Source organism: Pseudomonas sp. TE36184 (assembly GCF_054060055.1).
Map to the genome: position 1 here is coordinate 3,868,492 of NZ_JBSSCU010000001.1, position 26,102 is coordinate 3,894,593.

Here is a 26,102-nt window from a genome sequence, read left to right on the forward strand (position 1 = left end):
TTCAAGGAATTCATATGTCGCCCTGGCTGACGGTAATAGGCATCGGTGAAGACGGCTTCAAAGGGCTCGGCAGAAACGCCCGGCACGCCGTATTGCGTGCCGCGCGGATCATCGGTGGCCAGCGCCAATTGGACCTGTTGCCGGTGTGCGTGCGCGGCGAACGCCAGTTGTGGCCGAGCCCGTTTTCCCTGGCGCCGCTATTGGCGCGACGCGGTGAACCGGTGTGCGTGCTGGCCAGCGGCGATCCGATGTTCTACGGCGTCGGCGCCAGCCTGGCGCGGCAGGTGCCGGCTGAAGAGATGCTGATTTTGCCGGCGCCCTCCTCTGTGTCGCTGGCGGCGGCGCGCCTGGGCTGGGCGTTGCAGGACGTGATGACGTTATCGGTGGTGGCCCGGCCCTTGGCGGCGTTGAATGCACATCTGGCCAGCGGCGTGCGCTTGCTGGTGTTGAGCAATGACGGGCAGAGCCCTGCCGCGATTGCCGCGCTGTTGGCTGAATCCGGCTTTGGGCCGAGCCGCCTCAGCGTCTTTGAACACCTGGGCGGCGCGGCTGAGCGGCGTGTCGATGGCGTGGCCCACGCTTGGCCGCACGCCGCGGTCGCCGATCTGAACCTGGTCGCCATCGACTGCCTGGCCGACGCCGATGCCCCGCGCCTGTCGCGCCTCGCCGGCCTGCCGGATGTGGCATTCAAACACGACGGCCAACTGACCAAGCGCGACGTGCGCGCCATGACCCTGGCCCGCCTGGCGCCACTGCCCGGCGAATTGCTCTGGGACGTGGGCGCGGGCAGCGGCTCCATCGGCATCGAGTGGATGCGCGCCCACCCGAGCTGCCGCGCCTTGGCGATTGAAGCCGATGCCGGCCGCCAAGGCCTGATCGAACATAACCGCGACGCCCTCGGCGTGCCCGGCCTGCAACTGGTGCGCGGCACCGCACCCGCGGCCCTCGGCGGCCTGGAAACGCCCGACGCGATCTTCATCGGCGGCGGCGTCACCCGCGACGGCGTGCTCGAGACCTGCTGGCAGCACCTGCGCCCCGGTGGCCGCCTGGTCGCCAACGCCGTGACCCTGCAAAGCGAAATGACCCTGATGGCCTGGCGCGCCCAACACGGCGGCGAACTGACCCGCCTCCATGTGGCCCAGGCCCAGCCGCTCGGTGAATTCGACACCTGGCGCCAGGCGCTGCCGATCACCCTGCTGGACGTGATCAAGCCCCTATGAAACCGATCCTGCTACTGGGCGGCGTCACCGAAGCCCTCGCCATCGCCCGCACCCTCGGCCCCGAACATATCTACAGTCTGGCCGGTGTGGGCCGCGTGCCGACCGACCTCACCTGCCAGGTGCGTGTCGGCGGCTACGGCGGGGTTGAAGGGTTGGCGCAGTTCGTGCGCGACGAACACATCGGCCTGATCCTCGACGCCACCCACCCGTATGCGGCACAGATCAGCCAAAACGCCGCCCAGGCAGCACGGTTGTGCGGTGTGCCGTGTTGGGCCCTGCGCCGCCCGGCATGGCGACCGCAAGCGGGGGATGACTGGCGCGAAGTCGCTGACTGGGCCGAGCTGATCGAGGCCCTGAAACCCTTCAAGCGCCCGCTGTTCACCTTGGGCCGCGAGCCGTTGCAGCATCTTGATGAGATCCCGCAGGAGCAGTTCTGGACACTGCGCGCGCTGGAGGTGTATCCGGGCAATGAACGCTGCGAAGTCATCGGCGCGCGTGGGCCGTTTCTGATCGAAAACGAGCGTGCGTTGTTCGAACGACAAAAGATCGATGTACTGATCAGCAAGAACAGTGGCAGCACCGCCACCGAACCGAAGCTGGAAGTGGCACGCGAGCGAGGGGTGCCGGTGTTGGTGTTGAGGCGGCCGGTGTTGGCTGCGGCGGATCGAGAATTTACAACCGTGGCTGCGGTGCTACAGGCAATATCGTCTCGCTAAACGACACCTCGCCAATATGGGAACTTGCTCCCGTTCAACGGCGTAGCAGTCGCATGATCGCTGAGTTTGCATCGATGTCCGCAGACTAGAGATCACGTTTGCGACCAGCAACCTCAAACAAGGTGTCGCACGTTTCTGTTTGTACGAAGACCTAGCCAAAACACCCACTGTTTGGTTTACCCAGCAGAAAGACGATTCACCTTACGACCAACTCCGAACCAGCCGGCTAGTTCAGCCAAAAGCTCCCGCCCTAACCTCCCCTCTCGCGGTTTTGCACCCGCTTCCGCGATGGGGATGCACTGCAGTTGCAGCGCGTCGCAACTTGCCATCCTGTATCCCAAGGAATACGATTTGCGATGATTGAGTTCGAAGAATCCATTGAGTTTGTCAAATGGCTCGAAGCAATGCGCGATCCGCTCGCAAAAGTACGCATTGTGACAAGGCTGCGCATGGCGCAAGCAGGAAACTTCGGCGACTGTGAGGCTGTAGGAGAGGGCGTTTGCGAAATGCGAATCCACCAAGGCCCCGGGTATTGGGTTTACTTCACTCGCCGAGACAAGGTGGTTTATCTGCTGCTGATGGGCGGCGACAAATCAACATAAAGCCGAGACATCCAGCGTGCAATACACATGGCAAAAAATCTTGGCCGCAAGGAGTGACTTATGAGCGAATCCTTTACCCGTTTCGATGCCGCAAAATATCTCAAGACTCCTTTTGAGATGGCCGCCTATCTGGATGCTTGCTTTGAAGAAGATGCTGGCGACGGTCTGTTGATTCGCACAGCGTTGAACGATATCGCTCGCGCCCAAGGCATGACCCAAGTCGCTCGCGACGCCGGCCTGGGGCGAGAAAGTTTGTACAAAGCCCTCTCCAGCACTGGCAATCCCGAGTTCGCGACTATCATGAAAGTCATGAAAGCGCTGGGCCTCAAGCTTCACGCCACCGCGCTCTGACACACTGCGACACCAAACCACACCGCCACTTTTTACTTATCCCCCCCGATCAGGCTAAATACCCGCCTGATCGTTTAACCCTACGGATTGTCCGCCATGGCCCGTCAACGCTTTGCAATCGTCTGGATCGCCTGCTTTGCAGTGCTGTTCAACGCCTTTGCCATGCCGCTGGCCGGGGCGATGCAGCAGTCCAAGGACCCCGCGCAGCAACTGTTGTGGGGCAGTTTCTGTTCGTCCAATGGCGCCAGCCTGAAAACCGTTGCCCTGGGCAAGTTGGACATTCCTGCACCGGCGCAGGACGATCACTCCGCCATGCAGCATTGCTGGTGTTGCTCGGGCTCGGCGCCGTTGGTGGCGTTGCCGGGGCATGTGCCGCAGTTGTATGTCACGCGGTTCGAGGCGGCGCAGAGCCTGCCGCCGCCGTCATTGCAGTCCCCGACGCCGCGCCAGCAATGGCCGAGCCTTAACCCGCGCGCCTCTCCAACGGTCTGATGGTCTTCGCAAGTGAACTGCGTTTAGAACCGTTCTGGAGAACTGCCATGCTCAAATCTTCCCTGCTTCTGGCCGCATTGCTGCTGCCGGTGTTCAGTGCTGCCAATGCCGACGACTTCAAGGCCGGCGACCTGCTGGTCAGCGATCCCTGGTCCCAGGAATTGCCCCCCAACGCGCCGACCGTCGCGGCCTACTTTGTGGTTCACAATACCGGCGAAACCCCGGACCGCCTGCTCAGCGCCAAGACGCCGGTGGCGGACAAAGCCGAACTGCATGAGCATGTGATGCAAGGCGCATTGATGAAGATGCAACAAGTGCCCAGCGTTGCCGTGCCGGCCAAAGGTGACTTGACCTTCGCGCCCATGGCCTATCACGTGATGTTGCTGGGCCTCAAAGACCGCAGCGTACTGGCCGACGGCAAGCACTTCCCTCTGACCCTGACCTTCGAAAAAGCCGGGGACGTCGAGGTGCAAGTGTCCGTACAGAAAGTCCCGCCGATGGCGCCCCACGAGCATAAACACGGCGAGTAGGCCAACACTCGATGGGCGCCCCTCGCGCCAGGTTGTCCGCGCCGCGCCGCAGGCCCGTGAGCCTTAAGCGCGGCAGTTGGATCAGCCTGTTCGCCATGCTGATGATCTTTATCGGTCCGCTGATTTCCCAAGCGATGCCGATGAATCAGCACGCCGGTATGTCCATGAGCATGTCCATGGACATGCCCGAGTGCCACGGCGAACCGCAACAGCGTCCACCTCAAAAACAAGCCCCCGACGAACACCACGTCCTCTGGGAAAAGTGCGGCTATTGCAGCCTGCTCTTCAGTTGCCCGGCACTGCCCGGCAGCGTGTCCTACCTCACCCTCGGCGCCCCATCGCCGGCCAACGCCCTCATCCCCTCACCGCGCCTGGGCCATGCCCGGCAGAGCATTTTCCCCGGCGCGCGCAGCCGTGCCCCACCCATCGCCGCGTAAGCACTTGACACCGTTACTTCACCCCGGCCGACGTTAGACAGACAGCCACAGGCTGCTGGCCGTGTTGTTTACGATTGATAGATGGAATTTTTCATGTCCAGGTTTTCTGCTGACACCCGTTTGGGAAGCACTCCCGTGTTCGCCGTTCTGTGCGGCGCGCTCTTGATGCCACAGGCCCATGCCGATACCGATGAGCACGCCGAGCACGAACTGAGCCCCACCGTGATCACCGCGATCGCCCCCAGCTCGCCGCTGACCGTGGTCACCAACCCGAAAGACCCACGCCAGCCAGTGCCCGCCAGCGACGGCGGCGACTATCTCAAGACCATCCCCGGCTTCGCCCTGGTGCGCAACGGCGGCACCAACGGCGACCCGGTGCTGCGCGGCATGTTCGGCTCGCGCCTGAACATCCTCACCAACGGCAGCATGATGCTCGGCGCCTGCCCGGGCCGGATGGACGCGCCCACCTCGTACATTTCCCCGGAAACCTACGACACACTCACCGTGATCAAAGGCCCGCAAACCGTGCTCTGGGGCCCGGGCGCGTCGGCCGGCACCATCCTGTTCGAGCGCGAGCCCGAGCATTTCGGCGAACTGGGCACGCGGCTCAACGCCAGCGTGCTGGCCGGCTCCAACGGGCGCTTCGACAAAGTCATCGACGCCGCTGCCGGCGGGCCCCTGGGTTACGTGCGGGTGATCGGCAACCAGGCACACGCCGACGACTACAAGGACGGCAACAACGACACCGTTGCCTCGCGCTACGACAAGTGGAACGGTGACGTCGCGGTCGGTTTCACCCCCGACGCCGACACCCTGCTCGAACTCACCGCCGGCCGCGGCGATGGCGAGGCGCGCTACGCCGGGCGCGGCATGGACGGCTCGCAGTTCCTGCGCGAAAGCCTGGGGCTGCGCTTCGAAAAATCCAATATCGGCGAGGTGCTGGACAAGGTCGAGGCCCAGGTCTACTACAACTACGCCGACCACGTCATGGACAACTACAGCCTGCGCGTCCCGTCGGGCACCGGGATGATGGCAGGCCCCATGGCCTCCAACGTCGACCGCCGCACCCTCGGCGCGCGGATCAAGGCGACCTGGCGCTGGGCCGACCTGCAACTGATCGGCGGTCTGGATGCGCAGACCAACGAACACCGCCAGCGCAGCAGCATGGGCGTCGACACCTACAAGGATTTGCCGCGCAACAAGGACGCCAACTTCCATAACTACGGCGTATTCGGCGAGCTGACCTGGTACGCCGCCGACCGCGACCGCCTGATCACCGGCGCGCGCCTGGACCGCGCCTCGGCCCGGGACTTCCGCCAGACCATCGGCTCAGGCATGTCGGCACGCGCCAACCCGACCGCCGACGACACCCGCGCCGACACCCTGCCCTCGGGCTTCATGCGCTACGAGCACGACCTGGCAGACACCCCGACCACGCTCTACGCCGGGCTGGGCCACGCCGAACGCTTCCCGGACTACTGGGAACTGTTTTCCCCCAACACCGGCGCGGCCGGTTCGGTCAACGCGTTCGATGGCGTGAAACCGGAAAAAACCACCCAGCTCGACTTCGGCGCGCAATACAAGACCGCCGACCTCGAAGCCTGGGCCTCGGGTTACGTCGGGCAGGTACGCGACTTCATCCTGTTCGACTACCGGACCGGAATGATGGGCACCACGTCCCAGGCGCGCAACGTCGATGCACGGATCATGGGCGGCGAACTGGGCGCGGCGTACAAGCTGACCCAAAACTGGAAGGCCGACGCCACCCTCGCCTACGCCTGGGGCAAGAACAGCAGCGACGGCAAGCCCCTGCCGCAAATGCCGCCGCTGGATGCGCGCCTGGGCCTGACCTACAGCGAGGACGACTGGAGCGCCGGCGCCCTGTGGCGAGTGGTCGCCGCGCAAAACCGCATCGATCAGAACAAAGGCAACGTGGTCGGCAAGGACTACGACAAGAGCGGCGGCTTTGGCGTGTTCTCGCTGAACGCGGCGTACCGCATCAATAAAAACTTCAAGGTCAGTACCGGCGTCGACAACCTGTTCGGCAAAGCCTACGCCGAGCATTTGAACCTGGCCGGCAACGCCGGGTTCGGCTACCCGGCCAACGATCCGCAGGCCATCAAGGAGCCGGGGCGCACGCTCTGGACCAAGGTCGACATGAGCTTCTAAAGCATCGGGATCAGCCCCCTCCCACACTTGAAATGCACTTCAAATGTGGGAGGGGGCTTGCCCCCGATGGCGGTGTAACTGACCCCAAAAAAACAAAACCTTGCGGAGCCCCCCTGATGAGCACACAAAAAATCTCCTTCTACAACCTGGCCTGGCGTTGGCACTTCTACGCCGGGCTGTTTGTCGCCCCCTTCATGGTGCTGCTGGCCCTGACCGGCATCATCTACCTGTTCAAACCCCAGCTCGACCCGCTGATGTACGGCCACCTGCTCACCGTCCCCGCCGCCGAACGCGCACTGAGCGCCGACGAGCAACTGCAACGCGCCAAGGCCGCCTACCCCCAGGGCACGCTCAGCAAATACTTGCCACCGGCCGACGCCACCAGTAGCGCACAGTTCGTCATGCACGACGGCGGCCGCGAAATGACGGTGTTCGTCGACCCGTATCGCGGCACCGTGCTCGGCACGCAGGACGCGAAAAACAACCTGCAAGCCATCGCACGCGCCCTGCACGGCGAGTTGATGATAGGCACCGTGGGTGACCGCCTGGTCGAGCTCGCTGCCGGTTGGGGCGTGATGCTGGTGATCTCAGGCATGTACTTGTGGTGGCCACGCGGCAAGTCATCGTCCGGGGTGCTGTGGCCGCGCTTCAACACCCGTGGCCGCGTGTTCTGGCGCGACCTGCATGTCGTCACCGGTTTCTGGGGCGCGGCGTTGTTGCTGGTGATGCTGCTCAGCGGCATGGCCTGGACCGGCTTTTGGGGCAAGCAATACGCCGACCTGTGGAACCGCTTCCCGGCGGCGATGTGGAACAACGTGCCGACCTCCGATCAACAGGCGCGCGTGCTCAACACCGCGACGCAACAGACCGTGCCCTGGGCCATGGAAAACACACCGATGCCAGTGTCCGGCGACCATGCCGAACACATGAACCACGGCGCGATGCATGCCGCCCCCGCCGCGCCCACCATCAGCCTGCAACAGGTGGTCGACCTGGCCACCTCGCGCAAGGTCGAGCCCGGCTACAGCATCACCCCGCCCACCACCGCCGAGGGCGTATTCACTGTTTCGGTATTCGCCAACGACCCGCGCAATGACGCCACCCTGCATGTGGACCAGTACACCGGCAAGGTCCTCGCCGATGTGCGCTGGGAACACTACAACGGCGTGGCGCGGGCGACCGAGACCGGCGTGATGTTGCACGAGGGCAAGATGTTCGGCTGGGTGAATCAACTGATCGTGCTGCTGATCTGCCTGATGATCCTGCTCAGTGCCGTCAGCGGCGTGGTGATCTGGTGGAAACGGCGGCCGGTGGGCGGCCTCGGAGTGCCGCCGTTGCGTCATGACCTGCCGAAGTGGAAAACCGCGATGGTGATCATGCTCGGGCTGGCGATCGCCTTCCCGTTGGTGGGCGCGTCGCTGATCGTCGTGTGGGCGCTCGATCGCCTGCTGCTGTCGCGGCTGTTTGCGCAGCCTTCGCGGGTTTGACGCCCGGGTGCCGGTCAAGTGCCGCCGGGGACCGGGCGATCCACGGCGGCCGGCTTGGTCAGCGCCGCGCCGTTGTCAGAGTTCGTCTTTGTCCCGGCCGTACAGCACGGCTTGCGGGTCCGGCTCGGCGAGTACGTCCTTGACCTGCCATTCCGCCCCCAGCGCCCCCGGTCGCGTCCAGAAGGTATCGGTTTCCAACACACTCAACGTGCCGGCCGCGCGCAAGCCGCTGACCAGCACGCTGGGCGAAGGCGACGAGTCGACACTCAGCAGTCGCGTCTCGTCCGCCGTGAAACCCGGCACATACTTCAGGAGCGCACCGCCGCGACACGCCAGGTAGACACTCTCGGCGACCGGACGGTTACTGCGGATGATGTCCAGGTACAGGCGCAGATCATTTTTGTCGGCAAAATTGTCCAGCAACCGCTGATCCAGCGCCGATAGATTCAGGCCCAAAGGGATGACTTTGTAAAACGCCTGGAGCGCTTTGATGGTGTAGAAGAACAGCGGATGATCGGGGGTGATATCAAAGCCGAGATGACCGAACCAGAACAGCTGTGAAATCGTGTCCACCAACCACGCACGGTGATCCTCCACCGGCTCAAGCGCCACGAGCCCCCGCGCCTTTGGCGGCGCCAGCACGGCGCCGAGGTATTCGCGGCCCTTGAAGCCGCCCAGCTGTTTTTCGGCCCAGCGCGCGGCGTCGTCGGCATGACCGAACAGCGGCCCGCAAAAGGACAGGAAGTGTGGGTTGTCCTGGGCGGGCCAGGGCGCGGCCTTGGGTTGCCACTGCGCGGTGACGCTTTGTTCCTTGCCCCACACCGTGCTCCTGACACGCACATACAAGTCGCCCTTGGTCGCGAGCCCGCGCACGTAGTCGGCGACGCTGGAGGCGCCTTCGAGCAACTGCGGTCCGAGCGTTCGGGCCTCGCTGCTCAGCGCTTGCCCCTCGTGCTTTCGCAAGGAATACCTCAGCAGCGCGCCGTCGGCGCACAGCAGGTAGAGCGGCAGGGCACCGTTGCCGGCCAGGTTGCTGAGAAAATTGACCGCGCCGGCCAGTACCTGGGGCGAGAAGAAACTCAGCGCCATGTCATCGCTCGCCGGCGCAATCGCCACGGTGGAGGCGCACAGATACAAGCCATCCAGCGTATACCCCTGGGGCAACAGGCCATCGACGAAGACCTGTTCGAAACGCGTGTAATCGGCGCGCACCAGCGGCAAGGTCGTCATGTACAGGTTTTTCCGCGCATCCTTGAGTACATAACCGAACTGCACCTGTGCCTGGGGCGACGACACTCGCTGCACATGACGCACGGCGTCGTAAGCCTGGGTAAAGAGTGGACCGCACGGCGCATCGGCAAACACCTGCTTGATCGCCAGCGCCGCGACCTCGGCCAAGTCCGGCACGAACGGCCCGCTCAACCGTCGCGGGTGACCCCACAGGCGGTTGCCGTTGACCACCCGCAGATCGCCGGCCTTCGCCACCTGCGTGACGAAGTCGACCGGGAGCAGCGTTCCGCTGCGCAGTTGCCGTTCGACTTCATTGTCGGCCACATCCCCCCTGACCAGGTTCAACGGCGCCAACGTCAGCTTGAGCGCCTCCTCCTCCGCCGACCCCGTCAGTTGATAACGCAGGATGCCCCCCTCGGGGCCAAACACATATTCGCGCTTGATGTGGACTTCACGGAACAGCAGGTTCGACAGCACGCTCGTGGGCAACATGCTCTGGTAGACCGCCTTTTGCGTGGCCGAAAACAGTATCTGTGTCTCTTGCTTGAGCACCGAGCGGTAACGCGCGACGATGATACTTCCCGGCGGGTACAGCCCTTGCGCGATCGCCGGGTCGGGATAAATCCAGTTCAGCGCAAAGCCCTGGGGCGGCACCACCAGCGGATCAGTCGCGACGAACACACCATCGGGCAGCCTGAGCAGGACGCCGCCATAGGTGCGGCGCCGGCCCTCACCGACAATGCCCGCGGCATACCGTGCCGCATCGTCCGGGTTGGCAAACGCGGGCCCCACGCGACGGCGGGTCAGGTGTTCGTAACCCGTCCAGGTGCGCGACACCCGCCCTTGCTGGTCCCAGCATTGGCTGGTACGCACCACGTAGAGCTCGCCGCTGTTGGCCCACTCCCTGACAAAGGTCTGCGTCGTCTTTTCACCGGAGGCCAATGCGCTGGCGGCCTGTTCAAAGGCACTTTCCACCGGCCCGCCGCCGCCCACGCGAAATGGCAGCGCGACGAATCTCAACAGGGCTCCCTCCTGCGTTGAAAAGTACACCGGCAGGTTTCTACCGCCGTTGTACTTCACCCCTCTGCGCTGGCTCTCGTACAGCGCCTCGTACAACACCATCGGCATCACAAAATAGCGGGTCAGCCAGGCACTGGATGGCGACAGCCCGGTCGGTTGCCATTGCTGCGAACGAAACAGCCCGCAGAGCGAAAACCCAGCGGGAAACCGATAGTCATTGTCTTCTGTCGGCGCAAACACGCTGTTGAGATTGAACAGCTTGACCCGTTCATTGACGCCCACCACCTCGGTGGCCAGGTACAACGCCTTGTCCCGGTGCTTGAGGATAAACGCAAAGTACGCCTGCTCCGGCAGGTTGCGCCCATGGACCCGCGCATGCAGATCGCGGGCGGCTTCGTCTGCCGTGCCGAACAGCGCGCCATAGGTCACATAGTCGGGAGCGCCGGTTCTGGGCGCGTACTCGAAAGAGGGCGTCCAGTCTTTGTAGATCGGCGAACGCGGGCCCCATAACACATTGCCTTGGATCACCCGCAAGTCACCCGCCTCAGCCAACCGGGTGACCCACAGCGCGGGTTTGAACAGACCGCTGTCCAAACGTTTTTGCAGCACGCTGCCGGCCGGTTGCGGCGCAGCGCCGGCAGACACCAATGCCTCATGCGTGGAGCCGCTCGGGGTGTACGCCAGCAGGCAGTCCTCGGCAGCCGACATATACGCCGGGCGCCCCGACTGGATCACATCGTAGATTTGGGCGGTGCCAAAAATCTGCAGGTTGATGAGGGCGTCTTCGCGCGTCCAGTTGCGCTGCTCGACCCAGCCGGGGTCGACCATCGACAGCTCCGGGTGGGAGCCGTAGCGGCCGTGAATCGCGTAAGCCTCGGGTGGGATCAACGGGCCGGGTAGCTCCGTCGGAAAAAACAGCCTGAGGGCAAACGGGTTGGCGTCGCTGGCCAGGGGCTGGGTGATAAAGAAGCGGCCTTCTTTGTCCTTGAGTACATAGCCGCCGTAGGTTCGCTCACGTCTTGGGCCGATCTGCTCGTGGGCATACACCGCTGCGTCGTGGGCAGAAATAAAGGGCGGGCTCAATACCGCCTGATAGAAACCGTTCAACACCGCCGAACGGTTGTCCAGCGGGCCGACGACACGCCAGAGCAAGCCGGCCTGGACCACTGACACCGACGTCGCGGCAATCACCCGGCGCACATAGTCACGCGGGCTGAGGCTGCCGGCCTTCAGCGCGGCCTGGGCGCCATTGTCACCGAGCACGCCATCGTCGCCGGTGTTGACCAGCGCGCCGGCATCACTGGGCGCTGGCACCTTGAGTTCAAGCAGTGCGTCATCCGAGGTTTCGATGTAAAGGCGCAAACCTCGGCTTTTGTTCTGTATGTCCCGGGTCGCTTCTGACTGCACGATGGCCGCCACCAGCTCCGCAGGGGTCGGGAATGTGGCATACAACCAGGACTCGTTTTCGGGGATGTCCGTTGGCGCGGCTTTAGAGCGGTAGTAGAGGGCTTCGAGCCGAAAGTTGGAGGGCAGCTTCAGTTTGCCGGAGGCTTGCTCGGGGAAGAGCCCGGTGGCAGAGAACAATGCCCTGGGCGCGAGCTCGGGGTAGGTCGCGATGTAACTTTCGCTTTGGGTGTGTTTCAGTACAAACCCGAAGGCATACTCACCAGCTGCCGACGCCGACAGGGCTAGGGCCGCCATCACGGCCAATTCAGGCTGTGCGAATACCTGGGTGAAAAATGGCTGCTCCTGGGTCACTTGCGTCACGGCGGCATTGACTCTCCAACCCCGCTTCATCTGCCCACGCACGCCTCCCCATTGGCGGTTGGGCACCACTACCCGCAGGTCGCCGGCATCGGCGGTCATCCAGATCAATGACTCCCGATCCGCAGAAGCCGGGAACGGCTCCTCGCCGAGAAGGCGCTTTCTCAGCAGGACCTCCGCCGCCGAACCCGAGGTTGTGTACTTAAGCAGCGAGCCCTCGGGGCCGCACAAATAATGAGCGCGCACCGAGCTGCGGTGCTCAATGATAAAACTCAGGTCCGCAGGCGAAAAAAAACTGATCATCATCGAAGCATGATCATCGCTAATCCCGGGGTTTCTCGCTTTCACCTGCTCCAGGTTCGGCGGGTGAGAATGGTAAAGCGCCTCGCAACTGTAGCCGTTGGGCGCGATGAAGTTGTCGTCGGCATCCGTGGCCAGCAAGATCCGATGATCGAAGGTCAACTGCTGGTCAGCGATTGGCGTCGTGGCGAAGTAGCGGTTGCCTTGTTTAAGAATGGCACCCCCGTATTCCTTGTCGGCCACCGAGTAGTCGATCCGCTCATAAGCCCAACGGGCGGCATCGTCGGCCGACATAAACAACGGGCTGAGCGCCGGAAGGACCGGTATATGTCCAGGGGTTTGTTGCGGCAGTTCCGTAAAGTCATTCATGTTTCACCTCATCGAAGAAAGCGTGCGTCCTGGCAAATAATCGCCGTGACGCACCCCTTCAAAGATGGAGTACACCGCTCGTTCAGAGACGGTAGATAGGTATGACTTATTTAGGTCCTGTACGAAAAGTACTGTCACAAACACCCAATCGCACACGCCAGTGAGGCCATTACTGCATCGCGTTTCGCGAGCATGTCAAAGCGCGCATCGATGCAGTGGCTCTCCCGTGTATTGAATGCAAAGCGCGAATCCCGGAAGACCCAGACAGCAGCGTGGCACCGCATCTCCATGCCCTCTTTCGGGGCTCCCGCCTGCACGACCCTGCGACCGCGAGCCAAAGCGGTGCACCAGGCTTGCCCGCGACACCCAGCGTGACGATTTAAGTGGAGGTTTCGGGCCTTAGGCACAGGCCTTGCTATGCACTCTTCAGCTTCCAACTCTGCCACTAAAAAAATCAAATCCCCGGAGATCGCACCATGAAGCGTCGTAGTTTGCTCAAGGCTTTCACCCTATCGGCATCGATTGTCGCCATGGGCATGACCTGGACCGTGCAGGCCGCCGAGACCATCAAGGTCGGCATCCTGCATTCGTTGTCCGGCACCATGGCCATCTCCGAAACGTCGCTCAAAGACATGGCGCTGATGACCATCGACGAGATCAACGCCAAGGGCGGTGTGAACGGCAAGATGCTGGAACCGGTGGTGGTAGACCCGGCGTCGAACTGGCCGCTGTTCGCGGAAAAAAGCCGGCAGTTGCTGACCCAGGACAAGGTCGCCGTGGTATTCGGCTGCTGGACCTCGGTGTCGCGCAAATCGGTATTGCCGGTGTTCGAAGAACTCAACGGCCTGCTGTTCTACCCAGTGCAATACGAAGGCGAAGAGATGTCGCCGAACGTGTTCTATACCGGTGCAGCGCCAAACCAGCAGGCGATCCCGGCGGTGGAATACCTGATGAGCGAAGAAGGCGGCAGCGCCAAGCGCTTCTTCCTGCTGGGCACCGACTACGTGTACCCGCGCACCACCAACAAGATCCTGCGTTCGTTCCTGCATTCCAAAGGCGTCGCGGATAAAGACATCGAAGAGGTCTACACCCCGTTCGGCCACGCCGATTACCAGACCATCGTCGCCAACATCAAGAAATTCTCGGCGGGCGGCAAGACCGCGGTGATCTCCACCGTGAACGGCGACTCCAACGTGCCGTTCTACAAAGAGCTGGCCAACCAGGGCCTCAAAGCCACCGACGTACCGGTGGTGGCGTTCTCGGTGGGCGAAGAAGAACTGCGCGGCATCGACACCAAGCCGCTGGTGGGCAACCTCGCCGCCTGGAACTACTTCCAGTCGGTAGAGAACCCGGTGAACACCAAATTCGTCGCCGACTGGAAAGCCTACGCCAAGAAACACAACCTGCCGGGCGCGGACAAAGCCGTGACCAACGACCCGATGGAAGCCACCTACGTGGGCATTCATATGTGGGCGCAGGCGGCGGAGAAGGCCAAGTCCACCGACGTCGACAAAGTGCGTGAAGCCCTCGCCGGCCAGACCTTCGCCGCGCCGTCGGGCTTCACCCTGACCATGGACAAGACCAACCACCACCTGCACAAGCCGGTAATGATCGGTGAAATCCAGGCCGACGGGCAGTTCTCGGTGGTGTGGCAGACCCAGGAACCGATCCGCGCACAGCCATGGAGCCCGTACATTCCTGGCAATGACAAAAAACCTGATTACGCCGTGAAAAGTAACTAAGCCCCGCCACGGACCCATGTGGGAGGGGGCTTGCCCCCGATAGCGGTGGATCAGTCAGTACATGCATTGCCTGACCCACCGCTATCGGGAGCAAGCTCCCTCCCACATAAAGCCGACCCGTGCATGCTCAGGACATTTTGTTATGCCCACTGCCCTCTACCGCTTGATCCTCACGGCCTTGCTGTTGCTGCCTGTTGCCGCACACGCCGGCGACGCCGAAGACTTCCTCGCCGCCAACCCGACGCAACAAGCCAAACTGCTGCAGGACTGGGCCGCCCAGCCCGACCCGGCGCGCATCGAGCTGGTGGACGCGCTGCAACAAGGCCAACTGACGGTCAACGGTGAAACCAAGACCGTGCGCCTGAACAACCGCCTGCGCGGTCTGATCGACAACGTACAGGCCAGCCTGCAACTGCTCGCCGCCGACCCCAAGGTACGCCTGGCCGCCGCGCAGACCCTGCAAAAAACCGCACAACCGGCGCAGCTCAAGTTCCTCGACCAGCGTGTCGCCGCCGAAACCGTCGAGGAGGTACACAGCGCCCTCAGCCTGGCCCTGGCCAACCTGCAACTGGTGGACAGCGACCCGCTGGTGCGTTTGGCCGCCGTGCGTCTGCTCGGCAGCACCGGCGACCCGCTGGCGCGCACACGCCTGGAAACCCTGCTCGCCCCCGGCGTGGAAACCGACGCCGCCGTGCATACCGCCGCCGAGACCAGCCTGGCCCAGGTCAAGCGCAAACTGATGCTGGGCGAGCTGCTCGGCCAGGCCTTCAGCGGCATGTCCCTCGGTTCGATCCTGCTGCTCGCGGCCCTGGGCCTGGCGATCACCTTCGGTCTGCTGGGCGTGATCAACATGGCCCACGGCGAGATGCTGATGCTCGGCGCTTATTCCACCTATGTGGTGCAGTTGCTGATGCAGCGCTACGTGCCGCACGCCATCGAGTTCTACCCGCTGATCGCACTGCCAGTGGCGTTTTTCGTCACCGCCGCCATCGGCATGGCCCTGGAGCGCACGGTGATTCGTCACCTGTACGGCCGCCCCCTGGAAACCCTGCTCGCCACCTGGGGCATCAGCCTGATGCTGATCCAACTGGTGCGCCTGGTGTTCGGCGCGCAGAACGTCGAAGTGGCCAACCCCGCGTGGCTGTCCGGCGGCATTCAAGTGCTGCCCAACCTGGTGTTGCCGTACAACCGCATCGTGATCATCGCCTTCGCCCTGTGCGTGGTGGTGCTGACGTGGCTGCTGCTCAACAAGACGCGCCTGGGCCTCAACGTGCGCGCCGTCACCCAGAACCGCAACATGGCCGCCTGCTGCGGCGTGCCCACCGGGCGCGTGGACATGCTCGCCTTTGGCCTGGGCTCCGGCATCGCCGGGCTCGGCGGTGTGGCGCTGAGCCAGATCGGCAACGTCGGCCCCGACCTGGGCCAGAGCTACATCATCGACTCCTTCCTGGTCGTCGTGCTCGGCGGTGTCGGCCAATTGGCCGGTAGCGTGATGGCCGCGTTCGGCCTGGGGATCGCCAACAAGATCCTCGAACCACAGATCGGCGCCGTGCTCGGCAAGATCCTGATCCTTGCGCTGATCATTCTGTTTATCCAGAAACGCCCGCAAGGCCTCTTCGCACTGAAAGGACGGGTGATCGACTGATGAACCAGCCATTGATGCTCACGGCCACGCAAAAGGCCGGCCCCAAGCTGACGATTGCCGTCGGCGCGCTGATCCTCGGCGTGCTGCTGGCGCTGCCGTTGCTTTCGCTGCTGCCAGCGGACAACGCGCTGCATGTCTCGGCCTACACCCTGACGCTGGTGGGCAAGATCCTCTGCTACGCCATCGTCGCCCTCGCGCTCGACCTGGTGTGGGGTTACGCCGGGATGCTGTCCCTCGGCCACGGCCTGTTCTTCGCCCTCGGCGGTTATGCCATGGGCATGTACCTGATGCGCCAGGCCTCCGGCGACGAGTTGCCGGCGTTCATGACCTTTTTGTCGTGGACCGAATTGCCCTGGTACTGGGTCGGCACCGAGCACTTCCTCTGGGCGCTGTGCCTGGTGGTACTGGCGCCGGGGTTGCTGGCGCTGGTGTTCGGCTTCTTCGCCTTCCGCTCGCGGATCAAGGGCGTGTATTTCTCGATCATGACCCAGGCGCTGACCTTCGCCGGGATGCTGTTGTTCTTTCGCAACGAGACCGGGTTCGGCGGCAATAACGGCTTCACCAACTTCCGCAGCATCCTCGGCTTCGGCATCACCGAACCGGGCACGCGCGCGGTGTTGTTTGCCGCCACCGTGCTGTTGCTGGTGAGCAGCCTGTACATCGGCTGGCGCCTGGCCCACAGCAAGTTCGGCCGGGTGTTGACCGCCTTGCGCGATGCCGAGAACCGCCTGATGTTCTGCGGCTACGACCCGCGTGGTTTCAAGCTGTTCGTGTGGGTGTTGAGCGCAGTGCTGTGCGGCTTGGCGGGGGCGTTGTACGTGCCGCAGGTGGGCATCATCAACCCCAGCGAAATGTCGCCGACCAATTCCATCGAAGCCGCCGTGTGGGTGGCCCTGGGTGGGCGCGGCACCTTGATCGGGCCGCTGCTCGGCGCCGGGGTGGTCAACGGCATGAAGAGCTGGTTCACCGTGGCGTTCCCGGAGTACTGGCTGTTCTTCCTGGGGGCGTTGTTCATCATCGTCACCCTGTATTTGCCCAAGGGTGTGATCGGCCTGTTGAAGAAACGGGGTGAACAATGAGAGTGACTGCGACGGCGGAATTTATGCTCGAACCTATTCTCGACACCGGCAACGGCCGCGATGCGATCGGCATCGGCCAGGCCGCCGGCACAGGCCTCGATACGCGCCACGGCACGATCCTGACCCTGGAAGACATCAGCGTCAGCTTCGACGGTTTCAAGGCACTCAACGCCTTGAACCTCTACATCGGCGTCGGCGAACTGCGCTGCATCATCGGCCCCAACGGCGCCGGCAAAACCACGCTGATGGACGTGATCACCGGCAAGACCCGGCCCAGCCACGGCAACGCCTGGTTCGGCGAAACCCTCGACCTGACTGCGATGAGCGAAGTGCAGATCGCCCAGGCCGGCATTGGCCGCAAGTTCCAGAAACCCACGGTGTTCGAAGCCTTGAGCGTGTTCGAAAACCTGGAGCTGGCGCAGAAGACCGACAAGTCGGTGTGGGCCAGCCTGCGCGCACGCCTGAGCGGGGAACAGAAGGACCGCATCGATGAAGTGCTCGACACCATCCGCCTCACCGCCTCGGTGCATCGCCCGGCCGGCCTGCTGTCCCACGGCCAGAAACAGTTCCTGGAAATCGGCATGCTGCTGATGCAAGACCCGCAACTGTTGCTGCTCGACGAACCGGTGGCGGGTATGACCGACGCCGAAACCGAATTCACCGCCGAACTGTTCAAGCGCCTGGCGGGCAAGCACTCGCTGATGGTGGTGGAGCACGACATGGGGTTTGTCGGTTCGATTGCCGACCATGTGACCGTGTTGCACCAGGGCAGCGTGCTGGCCGAAGGGTCGCTGGAACAGGTGCAGGAAAACGAGCGCGTGATCGAGGTATACCTCGGGCGCTGAGTTCGCTTTTCTGTAGGAGCGAGCTTGCTCGCGAAAATCGTTAACGATAACGCGGGCAGCCTGAATGCACGCGGCGCCCTCAGGTTTTTCGCGAGCAAGCTCGCTCCTACAGGGAATTGAGGAGGTTTTGAGAATGCTGCAAGTCGACAAGTTGCACCAGTATTACGGCGGTAGCCACATCCTGCGCGGGCTTTCATTCGAGGTGCAGATCGGCGAAGTCACCTGCCTGCTCGGCCGTAACGGCGTGGGCAAGACCACCCTGCTCAAGTGCCTGATGGGCCTGTTGCCCGCCAAAGAGGGCGCGGTGAACTGGGAAGGCAAGGCCATCACCGGTTTCAAGCCGCACCAGCGCGTTCACGCCGGGATCGCCTACGTGCCCCAGGGCCGCGAGATTTTCGGGCGGCTGACCGTGGAAGAAAACCTGCTGATGGGCCTGTCGCGCTTTCCCGGCGCCGAGGCCAGGGAAGTGCCGGGGTTTATCTACGAACTGTTCCCGGTGCTGCTGCAAATGAAGCACCGCCGCGGGGGCGATTTGTCCGGCGGCCAGCAACAGCAACTGGCGATCGGCCGCGCCCTGGCCAGCCGGCCGCGCCTGTTGATTCTCGATGAGCCGACCGAAGGTATCCAGCCGTCGGTGATCAAGGAGATCGCGGCGGTGATCAAAAAGCTTGCGGCCCGTGGCGACATGGCGATCCTGTTGGTGGAGCAGTTCTACGACTTTGCCGCCGAACTGGCCGACCAGTACCTGGTGATGTCACGCGGGGAAATCGTCCAGCAAGGCCGTGGCGAAAATATGGAACGCGACGGTGTGCGCGGTCTCGTAACCATCTAATCTGTAGCGTCCTAACGATAAGCACACGCCATGAACCTGCCCGTTTCCACTGCCCTGTTCACCCCCAGCTGGCACGCCGAGCTGGAGCTCGGCTACGCGCGTTTCGGCGCCACCACGCGCCCGGTGATGCGCCGCCACCTCGGCCCGCTGCGCGTGCAGAAACACCTGTACGCCGAAGGCCCCGAGGTGTGCCAGCACATCATCGTGCATCCGCCCGGTGGCATTGCCGGCGGCGACCGCCTGGACATCCGCGCCCACGTCGCCGCGGGCGCCTGGGCGCAATTGACCAGCCCTGGCGCGGCCAAGTGGTACCGCGCCAGCGGCCCGGCGTTTCAGCAACTGGAGCTGAGCGTCGAGGCCGGCGCCACCCTGGAATGGCTGCCTCAGGAAACCATCGTGTTCAGCGCCGCCCAGGCCGAACTCAGCACACGCATCGCGCTGCACGGCGATGCGCGGCTGTTGTACTGGGACGTGGTCGCCCTCGGCCGCCCGGCCAGCGGCGAGCGCTTCGACCTCGGGCACTTTCAATCGCACCTGGATATCCGCCGCGACGGCCAGTTGCTCTGGCACGAACGCCAGCGCATTGTGGGCGACGATGGCTTGCTCGACTCACCGATCGGCCTGGACGGACAACCGGTATTCGCCACCTTGTTGCTGACCGGTGATATCGAGCCTGAATTACTCGAACACTGCCGCTCGCTGCCCCATGCGGTGCGCGGCGACCTGACCCAACTGCCCGGCTTGCTGGTCGCCCGCTGCCTGGCCAGCGAGGCGCTGCTGGCGCGGGGCTGGTTGATTGATTTATGGCGGCTGTTGCGCCCGGCGGTGCTGGGCCGAGAGGCCGTAGCACCGCGAATCTGGAGCACATGAAGATCAACATGTGGGAGGGGGCTTGCCCCCGATGGCGGTGGGTCAGTTACAGATGCATTGCCTGACACTCTGCTATCGGGGGCAAGCCCCCTCCCACACTTGATCTCCATTGTATTTAAGAATGCATTTTATGAAGGACCTTGAACCATGGACCTGACCCCACGGGAAAAAGACAAACTGCTGATCTTCACCGCAGGCTTAGTTGCCGAACGGCGCCTGGCGCGCGGTGTGAAGCTCAACTACCCGGAAACCATCGCCTACATCTCCGCCGCGCTGATGGAAGGCGCCCGCGACGGCCGTACCGTGGCCGACCTGATGCACTTTGGCACCACCCTGCTCAGCCGCGAGCAGGTGATGGAAGGCATCCCGGAGATGATCCCGGATATCCAGGTGGAAGCCACCTTCCCCGATGGCACCAAACTGGTGACCGTCCACCAACCCATCGCGTGAGGCCCAGCCATGATTCGTGATGCAACCGAGCAAGACCTGCCAGCGATCCGCGACATCTACAACGACGCGGTGCTGAACACCACGGCGATCTGGAACGAACAGCCGGTGGATCTGGCTAACCGCCTGGCCTGGTTCACTGCGCGCCAGGCGCAGCGCTACCCGATCCTGGTCGCGGTGGAAAACCACGAAGTGACGGGCTACGCCTCGTTCGGCGACTGGCGCCCCTTCGAGGGTTTTCGCTACAGCGTCGAGCACTCGGTGTACGTGCGCAACGATCAGCGCGGCAAAGGCCTCGGCCCACGCCTGATGCAAACCCTGATCGAACGCGCGCGCGCCGGCGGTAAACACGTGATGGTCGCCGCCATTGAAAGCGGCAACCAGGCCTCGCTCCGCCTGCATGAGCGCCTGGGTTTCAGCACCACCGGGCAGATGCCGCAAGTGGGCATCAAATTCGGCCGCTGGCTCGACCTGACCTTTATGCAACTGACCTTGAATCCGGGCGCCGAACCGCCCCAGGAGTGAGATCGATGAACGCCGCGCAACTGCGTCGAGTCAATGCTGAAAGTTTTGCCCACTATCGCCAGGGCTTGATCGAGCTGTTGCTGGATGCGGTCAGGCACGGCGCGTCGATCGGCTTCATGGCCGACTTCGATGAGGCCCAGGCGCGTGCGTATTTGCACGGCGTGCAAGCGAGCATCAAAGACGCCAGCCTGTTGCTGTGGGTGGTGGTGCGCGACGAGCGCGTGATCGCCAGCGTGCAACTGGCGCTGTGCCAGAAAGCCAACGGTCTGAACCGCGCCGAAGTGCAAAAACTGCTGGTCCACAGCAGCGCCCGCCGCCATGGCCTGGGCCACCAGTTGATGCACGCCCTGGAACTCGCCGCGCGCCAACACAAGCGCGGCCTGCTGTACCTGGACACCGAAGCCGGCTCCGAGGCCGAAGCCTTCTACCAGGCGCTGCGCTACACCAAGGTCGGTGAACTGCCCGATTACTGCCAAAGCCCGGACGGGCGCTACAGCCCGACCGCCATCTACTACAAGACCCTGGGGCAACCTGCATGATTCCTGGTGAATTTCAGATCCAGCCTGGCGACATCGAACTCAACGTCGGCCGCCGCACCGTCAGCCTGAGCGTGGCCAACAGCGGCGACCGGCCGATCCAGGTGGGCTCGCACTATCACTTTTTCGAGACCAATGACGCGCTGACCTTCGACCGCGCATTGAGCCGCGGCATGCGCCTGAATATCCCGGCGGGCACCGCGGTGCGCTTCGAGCCGGGGCAGAGCCGTGAGGTCGAGTTGGTCGACTTCGGCGGTGGGCGGCGGGTGTTCGGGTTTGCCGGGCGGATCATGGGCGACCTTTAGGGCCTCATCGGGGGCAAGCCCCCTCCCACAGTTGGAATGCATTCCCATGTGGGAGGGGGCTTGCCCCCGATAGCTGACTCACATTCAACATAAATTTTTCAGGGCAACCACACATGAAAATCAGCCGCCAAGCCTACGCCGACATGTACGGCCCCACCGTCGGCGACAAGGTCCGCCTGGCCGACACCGAGTTGTTCGTCGAAGTGGAGCAGGACTTCACCGTCTATGGCGAAGAGGTCAAATTCGGCGGCGGCAAGGTCATCCGCGATGGCCAGGGCCAGAGCCAATTGCTCGCCCATGAAGTGGTCGACACGTTGATCACCAACGCGCTGATCATCGACCACTGGGGCATCGTCAAGGCCGACGTCGGCCTCAAGAACGGCCGCATCCACGCCATCGGCAAGGCCGGCAACCCGGATATCCAGCCCGGCGTGACCATGGCCATCGGCGCCAGCACCGAAGTGATCGCCGGTGAAGGCATGATCCTCACCGCCGGCGGCATCGACAGCCATGTGCATTTCATCTGCCCGCAGCAGATCGAAGAAGCGCTGACCAGCGGCGTCACCACCCTGATCGGCGGCGGCACCGGCCCGGCCACCGGCACTAACGCGACCACCTGCACCTCCGGCCCGTGGCACCTGGCGCGCATGCTGCAGGCCAGCGACTCGTTCCCGATGAACATCGGTTTCACCGGCAAGGGCAACGCCAGCCTGCCGGAGCCGTTGATCGAACAGGTCAAGGCCGGCGCCATCGGTTTGAAGCTGCATGAAGACTGGGGCACCACGCCCGCGAGCATCGACAACTGCCTGAGCGTCGCCGACCAATACGACGTGCAGGTGGCGATCCACAGCGACACCCTCAACGAGTCCGGCTTCGTCGAAACCACGCTGGCCGCGCTCAAGGGCCGCACCATCCACACCTACCACACCGAAGGCGCCGGCGGCGGCCACGCACCGGACATCATCAAGGCCTGCGGCTTCCCCAACGTACTGCCCAGCTCGACCAACCCGACGCGGCCGTTCACGCGCAACACCATCGACGAGCACCTGGACATGTTGATGGTCTGCCATCACCTCGACCCGAGCATCGCCGAAGACGTGGCCTTCGCCGAAAGCCGCATCCGCCGCGAAACCATCGCCGCCGAAGACATCCTGCACGACCTCGGCGCGTTCTCGATGATCAGCTCCGACAGCCAGGCCATGGGCCGCGTCGGCGAAGTGATCACGCGCACCTGGCAAACCGCCGACAAGATGAAAAAACAGCGCGGCGCCCTGCCCGGCGACGGCCCTGGCAACGACAACTTCCGGACCAAGCGCTACATCGCCAAGTACACCATCAACCCAGCGATCACCCATGGCATCAGCCATATCGTCGGTTCCATCGAAGTCGGCAAATGGGCTGATCTGGTGCTGTGGCGGCCGGCGTTCTTCGGCATCAAGCCGACGCTGATCCTCAAGGGCGGCGCGATTGCCTCAAGCCTGATGGGTGACGCCAACGCCTCGATTCCCACGCCGCAGCCGGTCCACTACCGGCCGATGTTCGCCAGCTTCGGCAGCGCCCTGCACGCCACCAGCCTGACCTTTATCAGCCAGGCCGCCGCGGACGCCGGCTTGCCGCAAGCCTTGGGCCTGAAGAAGCAGATCGCAGTGGTCAAGGGCTGCCGCGACGTGCAGAAAACCGACCTGATCCACAACGACTACCTGCCGCACATCGAGGTGGACCCGCAGACGTATCAGGTCAAGGCCGACGGCGTGTTGCTGTGGTGTGAGCCGGCGGATGTGCTGCCGATGGCGCAGCGCTACTTTCTGTTCTGACGCGCCCTACGCCACGCTGGCGCGGCGCCCTATCGCCGGGAGGGAGTGGGGCTTGAGCGTGGGCCATGAATAGCGCCTCATTGTAAAAATGAGCAGCTTATTCATGGCCCCCACGGGCCTGGGCCGAACTCTGCAAGACAGTCGCCCGGGAGGGTCAGGCGTTCCAGCCTTTGCGCGGATCGAAGGCGGCGCTGTCGGCCAGCGCCTTCCACAACCCGAGCACCTCCTCGCTGGCTTCTTTGGGCATCACCACTTTGAGCTGGATGAACAGGTAACCGCGCTGGCCACTCTTGTTCAGCAGGCCATGACCCTTGGCGCGCATGCGCTGGCCGTTCTGGCTGCCAGCCGGGACCTTGAGGTTGATCTTGCCGGTCAGGGTCGGCACCGCGACTTCGGTGCCCAACGCCAGCTCCCACGGTGCCACCGGTACGGTGATCACCAGGTTTTCGCCTTCGACCTCGAACTTGGGGTGCGGCGCAAACTTGACGATCAGGTACAGATCACCATTGGCCCCGCCGCCAACGCCCGGCGCGCCCTGGCCCTTGAGGCGGATGCGCTCGCCGTCGGTCACCCCGGCAGGGATCTTCACGTTCAGGCTCTTGGTGGTGTTGCTGACATGCCGGCCCGAGGCGTCGTATTGCGGCACCTGGAAGCTGATCTGCTTGGACTCGGTCGACAGCGTCTCCTCAAGAAACACCGACAGTTGCATCTCCACGTCCTGGCCCTTGCGCCCGGTACTGCGGCGCTGACCGCCGCCGAACGCATCGCCGCGCCCGCCGAAGATCGAACTGAAGAAGTCCGAGAAGTCGCCCGTGTCCTGGCCGCCGCCATAGCCGCCACGGCTCTGCCAGCCCGGAGGGCCCTGGAACGGCTGGCCATGCTGGCCGTATTTGCGCAACTCGTCGTACTCGGCACGCTTGTCGGCACTTTTCAGCGCTTCATAGGCTTCGGACGCGTCCTTGAACTTGGCTTCGGCGTCTTTTTCCTTGCTCACGTCCGGGTGATATTTGCGCGCCAGCTTGCGATAGGCGGCCTTGATCGCCTTGTCGTCCGCTGTCGGCTCCACGCCAAGGATCTTGTAATAGTCTTTAAAGTCCATCTGGGGGGTCACCCTCCGTCATCGATATCGCACAGCCAAGGGCACAGCATGCGCCGGTTTGCAGCGTTTGGATTGACTGAACTCAATCCCAAGCCGATGGATGCGTCTGAGTAGTTTATCGGCACCGCACGAATAACCTTGCAGCCGCCGACCGTATGCTGGACAAGTTGGGGGCAAACCCCGCTCTTTCAAGGCGCGCCGCCGGCTATTTAACAGATCGTCGGCCTACGCATCTGCACGCGGGTGGCATACACTGCGCGGCCGTTTTTCAACCGGAACCCGATAGACATGAAAAACCCATCCCCAGCCCGTGCCTGCGGCATCGACTTCGGCACGTCCAACTCCACCGTCGGCTGGATTCGCCCCGGCATGGAAACGCTTATCGCGCTGGAGGACGACAAAATCACCTTGCCGTCGGTGGTGTTCTTCAACTTCGAGGAGCGCCGCCCGGTCTACGGTCGCCTGGCGCTGCACGAATACCTGGAGAACTACGAAGGCCGGCTGATGCGCTCGCTCAAGAGCCTGCTGGGTTCCAAGCTGATCAAGCACGACACCAGCGTGCTGGGCACCGCGATGCCGTTCACCGACTTGCTCGCGCTGTTTATCGGCCAACTCAAGAGCCGCGCCGAAGCCACCGCCGGCCGCGAGTTCGAAGAAGTGGTGCTGGGTCGCCCGGTGTTTTTCGTCGATGACGACCCGATGGCCGACCAGGAAGCCGAGAACACCTTGGTCGACGTGGCGCGCAAGATCGGCTTCAAGGACATCTCGTTCCAGTACGAACCGATTGCCGCGGCCTTCGACTACGAGTCCACCATCGAAAAAGAAGAGCTGGTGCTGATTGTCGACATCGGCGGCGGTACCTCGGACTTCTCGCTGGTGCGCCTGTCGCCGGACCGTCGCCACAACGACAACCGCCACGACGACATCCTCGCCACCGGCGGCGTACACATCGGCGGTACCGACTTCGACAAACAACTCTCGCTGGCCGGCATGATGCCGCTGTTCGGCTACGGCAGCCGCATGAAAAGCGGCGCGTACATGCCCACCAGCCATCACATGAACCTGGCCACCTGGCACACCATCAACTCGGTGTACTCGCAAAAATCCCAGTTGGCCCTGGGCAGCATGCGCTACGACATCGAAGACACCGGCGGCATCGACCGCCTGTTCAAGCTGATCGAACAGCGGGCCGGGCACTGGTTGGCGATGGAAGTCGAAGAAACCAAGATCCAGCTGACCCACGAAGACAGCCGTCATGTGCTGCTCGACCGGGTTGAGCCGGGCTTGAGCGTAGACCTGAGCCGCACGTTGTTCGAGTCGGCCATCGACGGGCTGCTGGAGCGCGTGCGCAACAGCGTCACCCAATTGCTCAGCGACGCGTCGGTGGATGTGGCGCAGGTGGACACGGTGTTCTTTACCGGCGGTTCCAGCGGCATTCCGGCGCTGCGCCACAGCATCTCGGCGATGCTGCCGAATGCGCGGCATGTGGAAGGGAATATCTTCGGCAGTATCGGCAGCGGGTTGGCGATCGAGGCCAGTAAGCGCTACGGCAGCTGATACCGTCGCACTGCCCCCTGTAGGAGCGAGCTCGCTCGCGAAGGACGCCAACGATAACGCGGGCTGTCTGACGGCGCGCGGCGCTCTTGGGTTTTTCGCGAGCAAGCTCGCTCCTACAG

The 26,102-nt window shown here is 63.4% G+C and carries 23 protein-coding genes and 1 pseudogene; 22 read left to right on the forward strand and 2 right to left on the reverse strand.

All coding sequences use genetic code 11. The annotated features are described in order from the left end of the window. Positions 1-14 precede the first annotated feature (14 nt). The 9 genes from cbiE to ACVWZP_RS17465 all read left to right on the forward strand — a co-directional run bounded on the left by cbiE (position 15) and on the right by ACVWZP_RS17465 (position 8,004). Complete coding sequence (gene cbiE, locus ACVWZP_RS17425) at positions 15-1,220, forward strand: precorrin-6y C5,15-methyltransferase (decarboxylating) subunit CbiE (RefSeq protein ID WP_198718359.1); 1,206 nt, start codon at positions 15-17, stop codon at positions 1,218-1,220. After that, positions 1,217-1,936, forward strand: a complete 720-nt coding sequence (locus tag ACVWZP_RS17430) for a cobalt-precorrin-6A reductase (protein WP_198718358.1) — start codon at positions 1,217-1,219, stop codon at positions 1,934-1,936. Before cbiE ends, ACVWZP_RS17430 begins: the two co-directional genes overlap by 4 nt. A gap of 356 nt (positions 1,937-2,292) precedes the next feature. Next, positions 2,293-2,538, forward strand: a complete 246-nt coding sequence (locus ACVWZP_RS17435; RefSeq protein WP_457369973.1) for a type II toxin-antitoxin system RelE/ParE family toxin — start codon at positions 2,293-2,295, stop codon at positions 2,536-2,538. Between the two features lie 60 nt (positions 2,539-2,598). Then, positions 2,599-2,889 (forward strand): addiction module antidote protein, encoded by a 291-nt coding sequence (locus tag ACVWZP_RS17440; RefSeq protein ID WP_046485673.1) that lies wholly within the window; start codon positions 2,599-2,601, stop codon positions 2,887-2,889. Between the two features lie 96 nt (positions 2,890-2,985). Further along, entirely contained in the window at positions 2,986-3,381 is a 396-nt protein-coding gene (locus tag ACVWZP_RS17445) for a DUF2946 domain-containing protein (RefSeq protein WP_046485671.1), read from the forward strand. 47 nt (positions 3,382-3,428) lie between these two features. Beyond that, complete coding sequence (locus ACVWZP_RS17450) at positions 3,429-3,911, forward strand: copper chaperone PCu(A)C (protein WP_046384861.1); 483 nt, start codon at positions 3,429-3,431, stop codon at positions 3,909-3,911. 11 nt (positions 3,912-3,922) lie between these two features. Further along, entirely contained in the window at positions 3,923-4,348 is a 426-nt protein-coding gene (locus ACVWZP_RS17455; protein ID WP_046384862.1) for a DUF2946 domain-containing protein, read from the forward strand. A 93-nt stretch (positions 4,349-4,441) separates the two neighbouring features. Continuing rightward, on the forward strand, positions 4,442-6,517 hold the full coding sequence (locus tag ACVWZP_RS17460) for a TonB-dependent copper receptor (protein WP_026140374.1): 2,076 nt from the start codon (positions 4,442-4,444) through the stop codon (positions 6,515-6,517). A 116-nt stretch (positions 6,518-6,633) separates the two neighbouring features. Then, positions 6,634-8,004 (forward strand): PepSY-associated TM helix domain-containing protein, encoded by a 1,371-nt coding sequence (locus tag ACVWZP_RS17465; RefSeq protein WP_046485667.1) that lies wholly within the window; start codon positions 6,634-6,636, stop codon positions 8,002-8,004. Positions 8,005-8,079: 75 nt separating this feature from the next. Here the strand turns inward: ACVWZP_RS17465 and ACVWZP_RS17470 are convergent, their stop codons facing one another. After that, complete coding sequence (locus ACVWZP_RS17470; RefSeq protein WP_457369974.1) at positions 8,080-12,687, reverse strand: DUF4329 domain-containing protein; 4,608 nt, start codon at positions 12,685-12,687, stop codon at positions 8,080-8,082. A gap of 476 nt (positions 12,688-13,163) precedes the next feature. Here ACVWZP_RS17470 and urtA point away from each other — a divergent pair, with 476 nt between their 5' ends. The 12 genes and pseudogenes from urtA (at position 13,164) to ureC (ending at position 23,327) form a co-directional block, all read left to right on the forward strand. Then, positions 13,164-14,429, forward strand: coding sequence for an urea ABC transporter substrate-binding protein (gene urtA / locus ACVWZP_RS17475; protein WP_017849694.1), 1,266 nt, complete (start codon positions 13,164-13,166; stop codon positions 14,427-14,429). Between the two features lie 142 nt (positions 14,430-14,571). After that, positions 14,572-16,074 carry an urea ABC transporter permease subunit UrtB gene (urtB, locus tag ACVWZP_RS17480; protein ID WP_104904032.1) on the forward strand — a complete coding sequence of 501 codons (1,503 nt, stop codon included), beginning with the start codon at positions 14,572-14,574 and terminating at the stop codon, positions 16,072-16,074. Continuing rightward, positions 16,074-17,153, forward strand: a complete 1,080-nt coding sequence (gene urtC / locus ACVWZP_RS17485; protein ID WP_457369975.1) for an urea ABC transporter permease subunit UrtC — start codon at positions 16,074-16,076, stop codon at positions 17,151-17,153. Before urtB ends, urtC begins: the two co-directional genes overlap by 1 nt. Continuing rightward, the gene (gene urtD, locus ACVWZP_RS17490; protein WP_046485662.1) at positions 17,150-17,998 is read left to right on the forward strand and encodes an urea ABC transporter ATP-binding protein UrtD; all 849 of its coding nucleotides are present in this window, start codon (positions 17,150-17,152) and stop codon (positions 17,996-17,998) included. Before urtC ends, urtD begins: the two co-directional genes overlap by 4 nt. Before the next feature lie 24 nt (positions 17,999-18,022). Further along, a pseudogene (locus tag ACVWZP_RS17495) lies at positions 18,023-18,109 on the forward strand (outer membrane lipoprotein carrier protein LolA); the annotation flags it as partial. A 22-nt stretch (positions 18,110-18,131) separates the two neighbouring features. After that, positions 18,132-18,830, forward strand: a complete 699-nt coding sequence (gene urtE, locus ACVWZP_RS17500) for an urea ABC transporter ATP-binding subunit UrtE (RefSeq protein ID WP_046485661.1) — start codon at positions 18,132-18,134, stop codon at positions 18,828-18,830. Positions 18,831-18,860: 30 nt separating this feature from the next. Then, positions 18,861-19,700 (forward strand): urease accessory protein UreD, encoded by an 840-nt coding sequence (locus ACVWZP_RS17505; RefSeq protein ID WP_126589075.1) that lies wholly within the window; start codon positions 18,861-18,863, stop codon positions 19,698-19,700. A 147-nt stretch (positions 19,701-19,847) separates the two neighbouring features. Next, positions 19,848-20,150 (forward strand): urease subunit gamma, encoded by a 303-nt coding sequence (locus ACVWZP_RS17510; protein WP_010213535.1) that lies wholly within the window; start codon positions 19,848-19,850, stop codon positions 20,148-20,150. 9 nt (positions 20,151-20,159) lie between these two features. Continuing rightward, a complete protein-coding gene (locus ACVWZP_RS17515) occupies positions 20,160-20,672 on the forward strand; it encodes a GNAT family N-acetyltransferase (RefSeq protein WP_046384868.1) in 513 nt (170 codons plus the stop codon). A 5-nt stretch (positions 20,673-20,677) separates the two neighbouring features. After that, complete coding sequence (locus tag ACVWZP_RS17520; protein WP_256823525.1) at positions 20,678-21,211, forward strand: GNAT family N-acetyltransferase; 534 nt, start codon at positions 20,678-20,680, stop codon at positions 21,209-21,211. Further along, positions 21,208-21,513 (forward strand): urease subunit beta, encoded by a 306-nt coding sequence (locus ACVWZP_RS17525; RefSeq protein ID WP_017849702.1) that lies wholly within the window; start codon positions 21,208-21,210, stop codon positions 21,511-21,513. Before ACVWZP_RS17520 ends, ACVWZP_RS17525 begins: the two co-directional genes overlap by 4 nt. A 113-nt stretch (positions 21,514-21,626) precedes the next feature. Then, positions 21,627-23,327: an urease subunit alpha gene (ureC, locus tag ACVWZP_RS17530; protein WP_046384869.1), complete on the forward strand. Its 1,701-nt coding sequence runs from the start codon at positions 21,627-21,629 to the stop codon at positions 23,325-23,327. Positions 23,328-23,481: 154 nt separating this feature from the next. On the opposite strand, the gene ACVWZP_RS17535 is transcribed toward ureC, so the two are convergent. Then, positions 23,482-24,426 (reverse strand): DnaJ C-terminal domain-containing protein, encoded by a 945-nt coding sequence (locus ACVWZP_RS17535; protein ID WP_046384870.1) that lies wholly within the window; start codon positions 24,424-24,426, stop codon positions 23,482-23,484. A 288-nt stretch (positions 24,427-24,714) separates the two neighbouring features. Here ACVWZP_RS17535 and ACVWZP_RS17540 point away from each other — a divergent pair, with 288 nt between their 5' ends. Further along, positions 24,715-25,983, forward strand: coding sequence for an Hsp70 family protein (locus tag ACVWZP_RS17540; RefSeq protein ID WP_017849705.1), 1,269 nt, complete (start codon positions 24,715-24,717; stop codon positions 25,981-25,983). Positions 25,984-26,102 lie beyond the last annotated feature (119 nt).

Bases quoted from the DNA above. Each gene is read 5' to 3' on its own strand.
- cbiE (WP_198718359.1), top strand. From the start codon at position 15: ATGTCGCCCTGGCTGACGGTAATAGGCATCGGTGAAGACGGCTTCAAA.
- ACVWZP_RS17430 (WP_198718358.1), top strand. From the start codon at position 1,217: ATGAAACCGATCCTGCTACTGGGCGGCGTCACCGAAGCCCTCGCCATC.
- ACVWZP_RS17435 (WP_457369973.1), top strand. From the start codon at position 2,293: ATGATTGAGTTCGAAGAATCCATTGAGTTTGTCAAATGGCTCGAAGCA.
- ACVWZP_RS17440 (WP_046485673.1), top strand. From the start codon at position 2,599: ATGAGCGAATCCTTTACCCGTTTCGATGCCGCAAAATATCTCAAGACT.
- ACVWZP_RS17445 (WP_046485671.1), top strand. From the start codon at position 2,986: ATGGCCCGTCAACGCTTTGCAATCGTCTGGATCGCCTGCTTTGCAGTG.
- ACVWZP_RS17450 (WP_046384861.1), top strand. From the start codon at position 3,429: ATGCTCAAATCTTCCCTGCTTCTGGCCGCATTGCTGCTGCCGGTGTTC.
- ACVWZP_RS17455 (WP_046384862.1), top strand. From the start codon at position 3,923: ATGGGCGCCCCTCGCGCCAGGTTGTCCGCGCCGCGCCGCAGGCCCGTG.
- ACVWZP_RS17460 (WP_026140374.1), top strand. From the start codon at position 4,442: ATGTCCAGGTTTTCTGCTGACACCCGTTTGGGAAGCACTCCCGTGTTC.
- ACVWZP_RS17465 (WP_046485667.1), top strand. From the start codon at position 6,634: ATGAGCACACAAAAAATCTCCTTCTACAACCTGGCCTGGCGTTGGCAC.
- ACVWZP_RS17470 (WP_457369974.1), bottom strand. From the start codon at position 12,687: ATGAATGACTTTACGGAACTGCCGCAACAAACCCCTGGACATATACCG.
- urtA (WP_017849694.1), top strand. From the start codon at position 13,164: ATGAAGCGTCGTAGTTTGCTCAAGGCTTTCACCCTATCGGCATCGATT.
- urtB (WP_104904032.1), top strand. From the start codon at position 14,572: ATGCCCACTGCCCTCTACCGCTTGATCCTCACGGCCTTGCTGTTGCTG.
- urtC (WP_457369975.1), top strand. From the start codon at position 16,074: ATGAACCAGCCATTGATGCTCACGGCCACGCAAAAGGCCGGCCCCAAG.
- urtD (WP_046485662.1), top strand. From the start codon at position 17,150: ATGAGAGTGACTGCGACGGCGGAATTTATGCTCGAACCTATTCTCGAC.
- urtE (WP_046485661.1), top strand. From the start codon at position 18,132: ATGCTGCAAGTCGACAAGTTGCACCAGTATTACGGCGGTAGCCACATC.
- ACVWZP_RS17505 (WP_126589075.1), top strand. From the start codon at position 18,861: ATGAACCTGCCCGTTTCCACTGCCCTGTTCACCCCCAGCTGGCACGCC.
- ACVWZP_RS17510 (WP_010213535.1), top strand. From the start codon at position 19,848: ATGGACCTGACCCCACGGGAAAAAGACAAACTGCTGATCTTCACCGCA.
- ACVWZP_RS17515 (WP_046384868.1), top strand. From the start codon at position 20,160: ATGATTCGTGATGCAACCGAGCAAGACCTGCCAGCGATCCGCGACATC.
- ACVWZP_RS17520 (WP_256823525.1), top strand. From the start codon at position 20,678: ATGAACGCCGCGCAACTGCGTCGAGTCAATGCTGAAAGTTTTGCCCAC.
- ACVWZP_RS17525 (WP_017849702.1), top strand. From the start codon at position 21,208: ATGATTCCTGGTGAATTTCAGATCCAGCCTGGCGACATCGAACTCAAC.
- ureC (WP_046384869.1), top strand. From the start codon at position 21,627: ATGAAAATCAGCCGCCAAGCCTACGCCGACATGTACGGCCCCACCGTC.
- ACVWZP_RS17535 (WP_046384870.1), bottom strand. From the start codon at position 24,426: ATGGACTTTAAAGACTATTACAAGATCCTTGGCGTGGAGCCGACAGCG.
- ACVWZP_RS17540 (WP_017849705.1), top strand. From the start codon at position 24,715: ATGAAAAACCCATCCCCAGCCCGTGCCTGCGGCATCGACTTCGGCACG.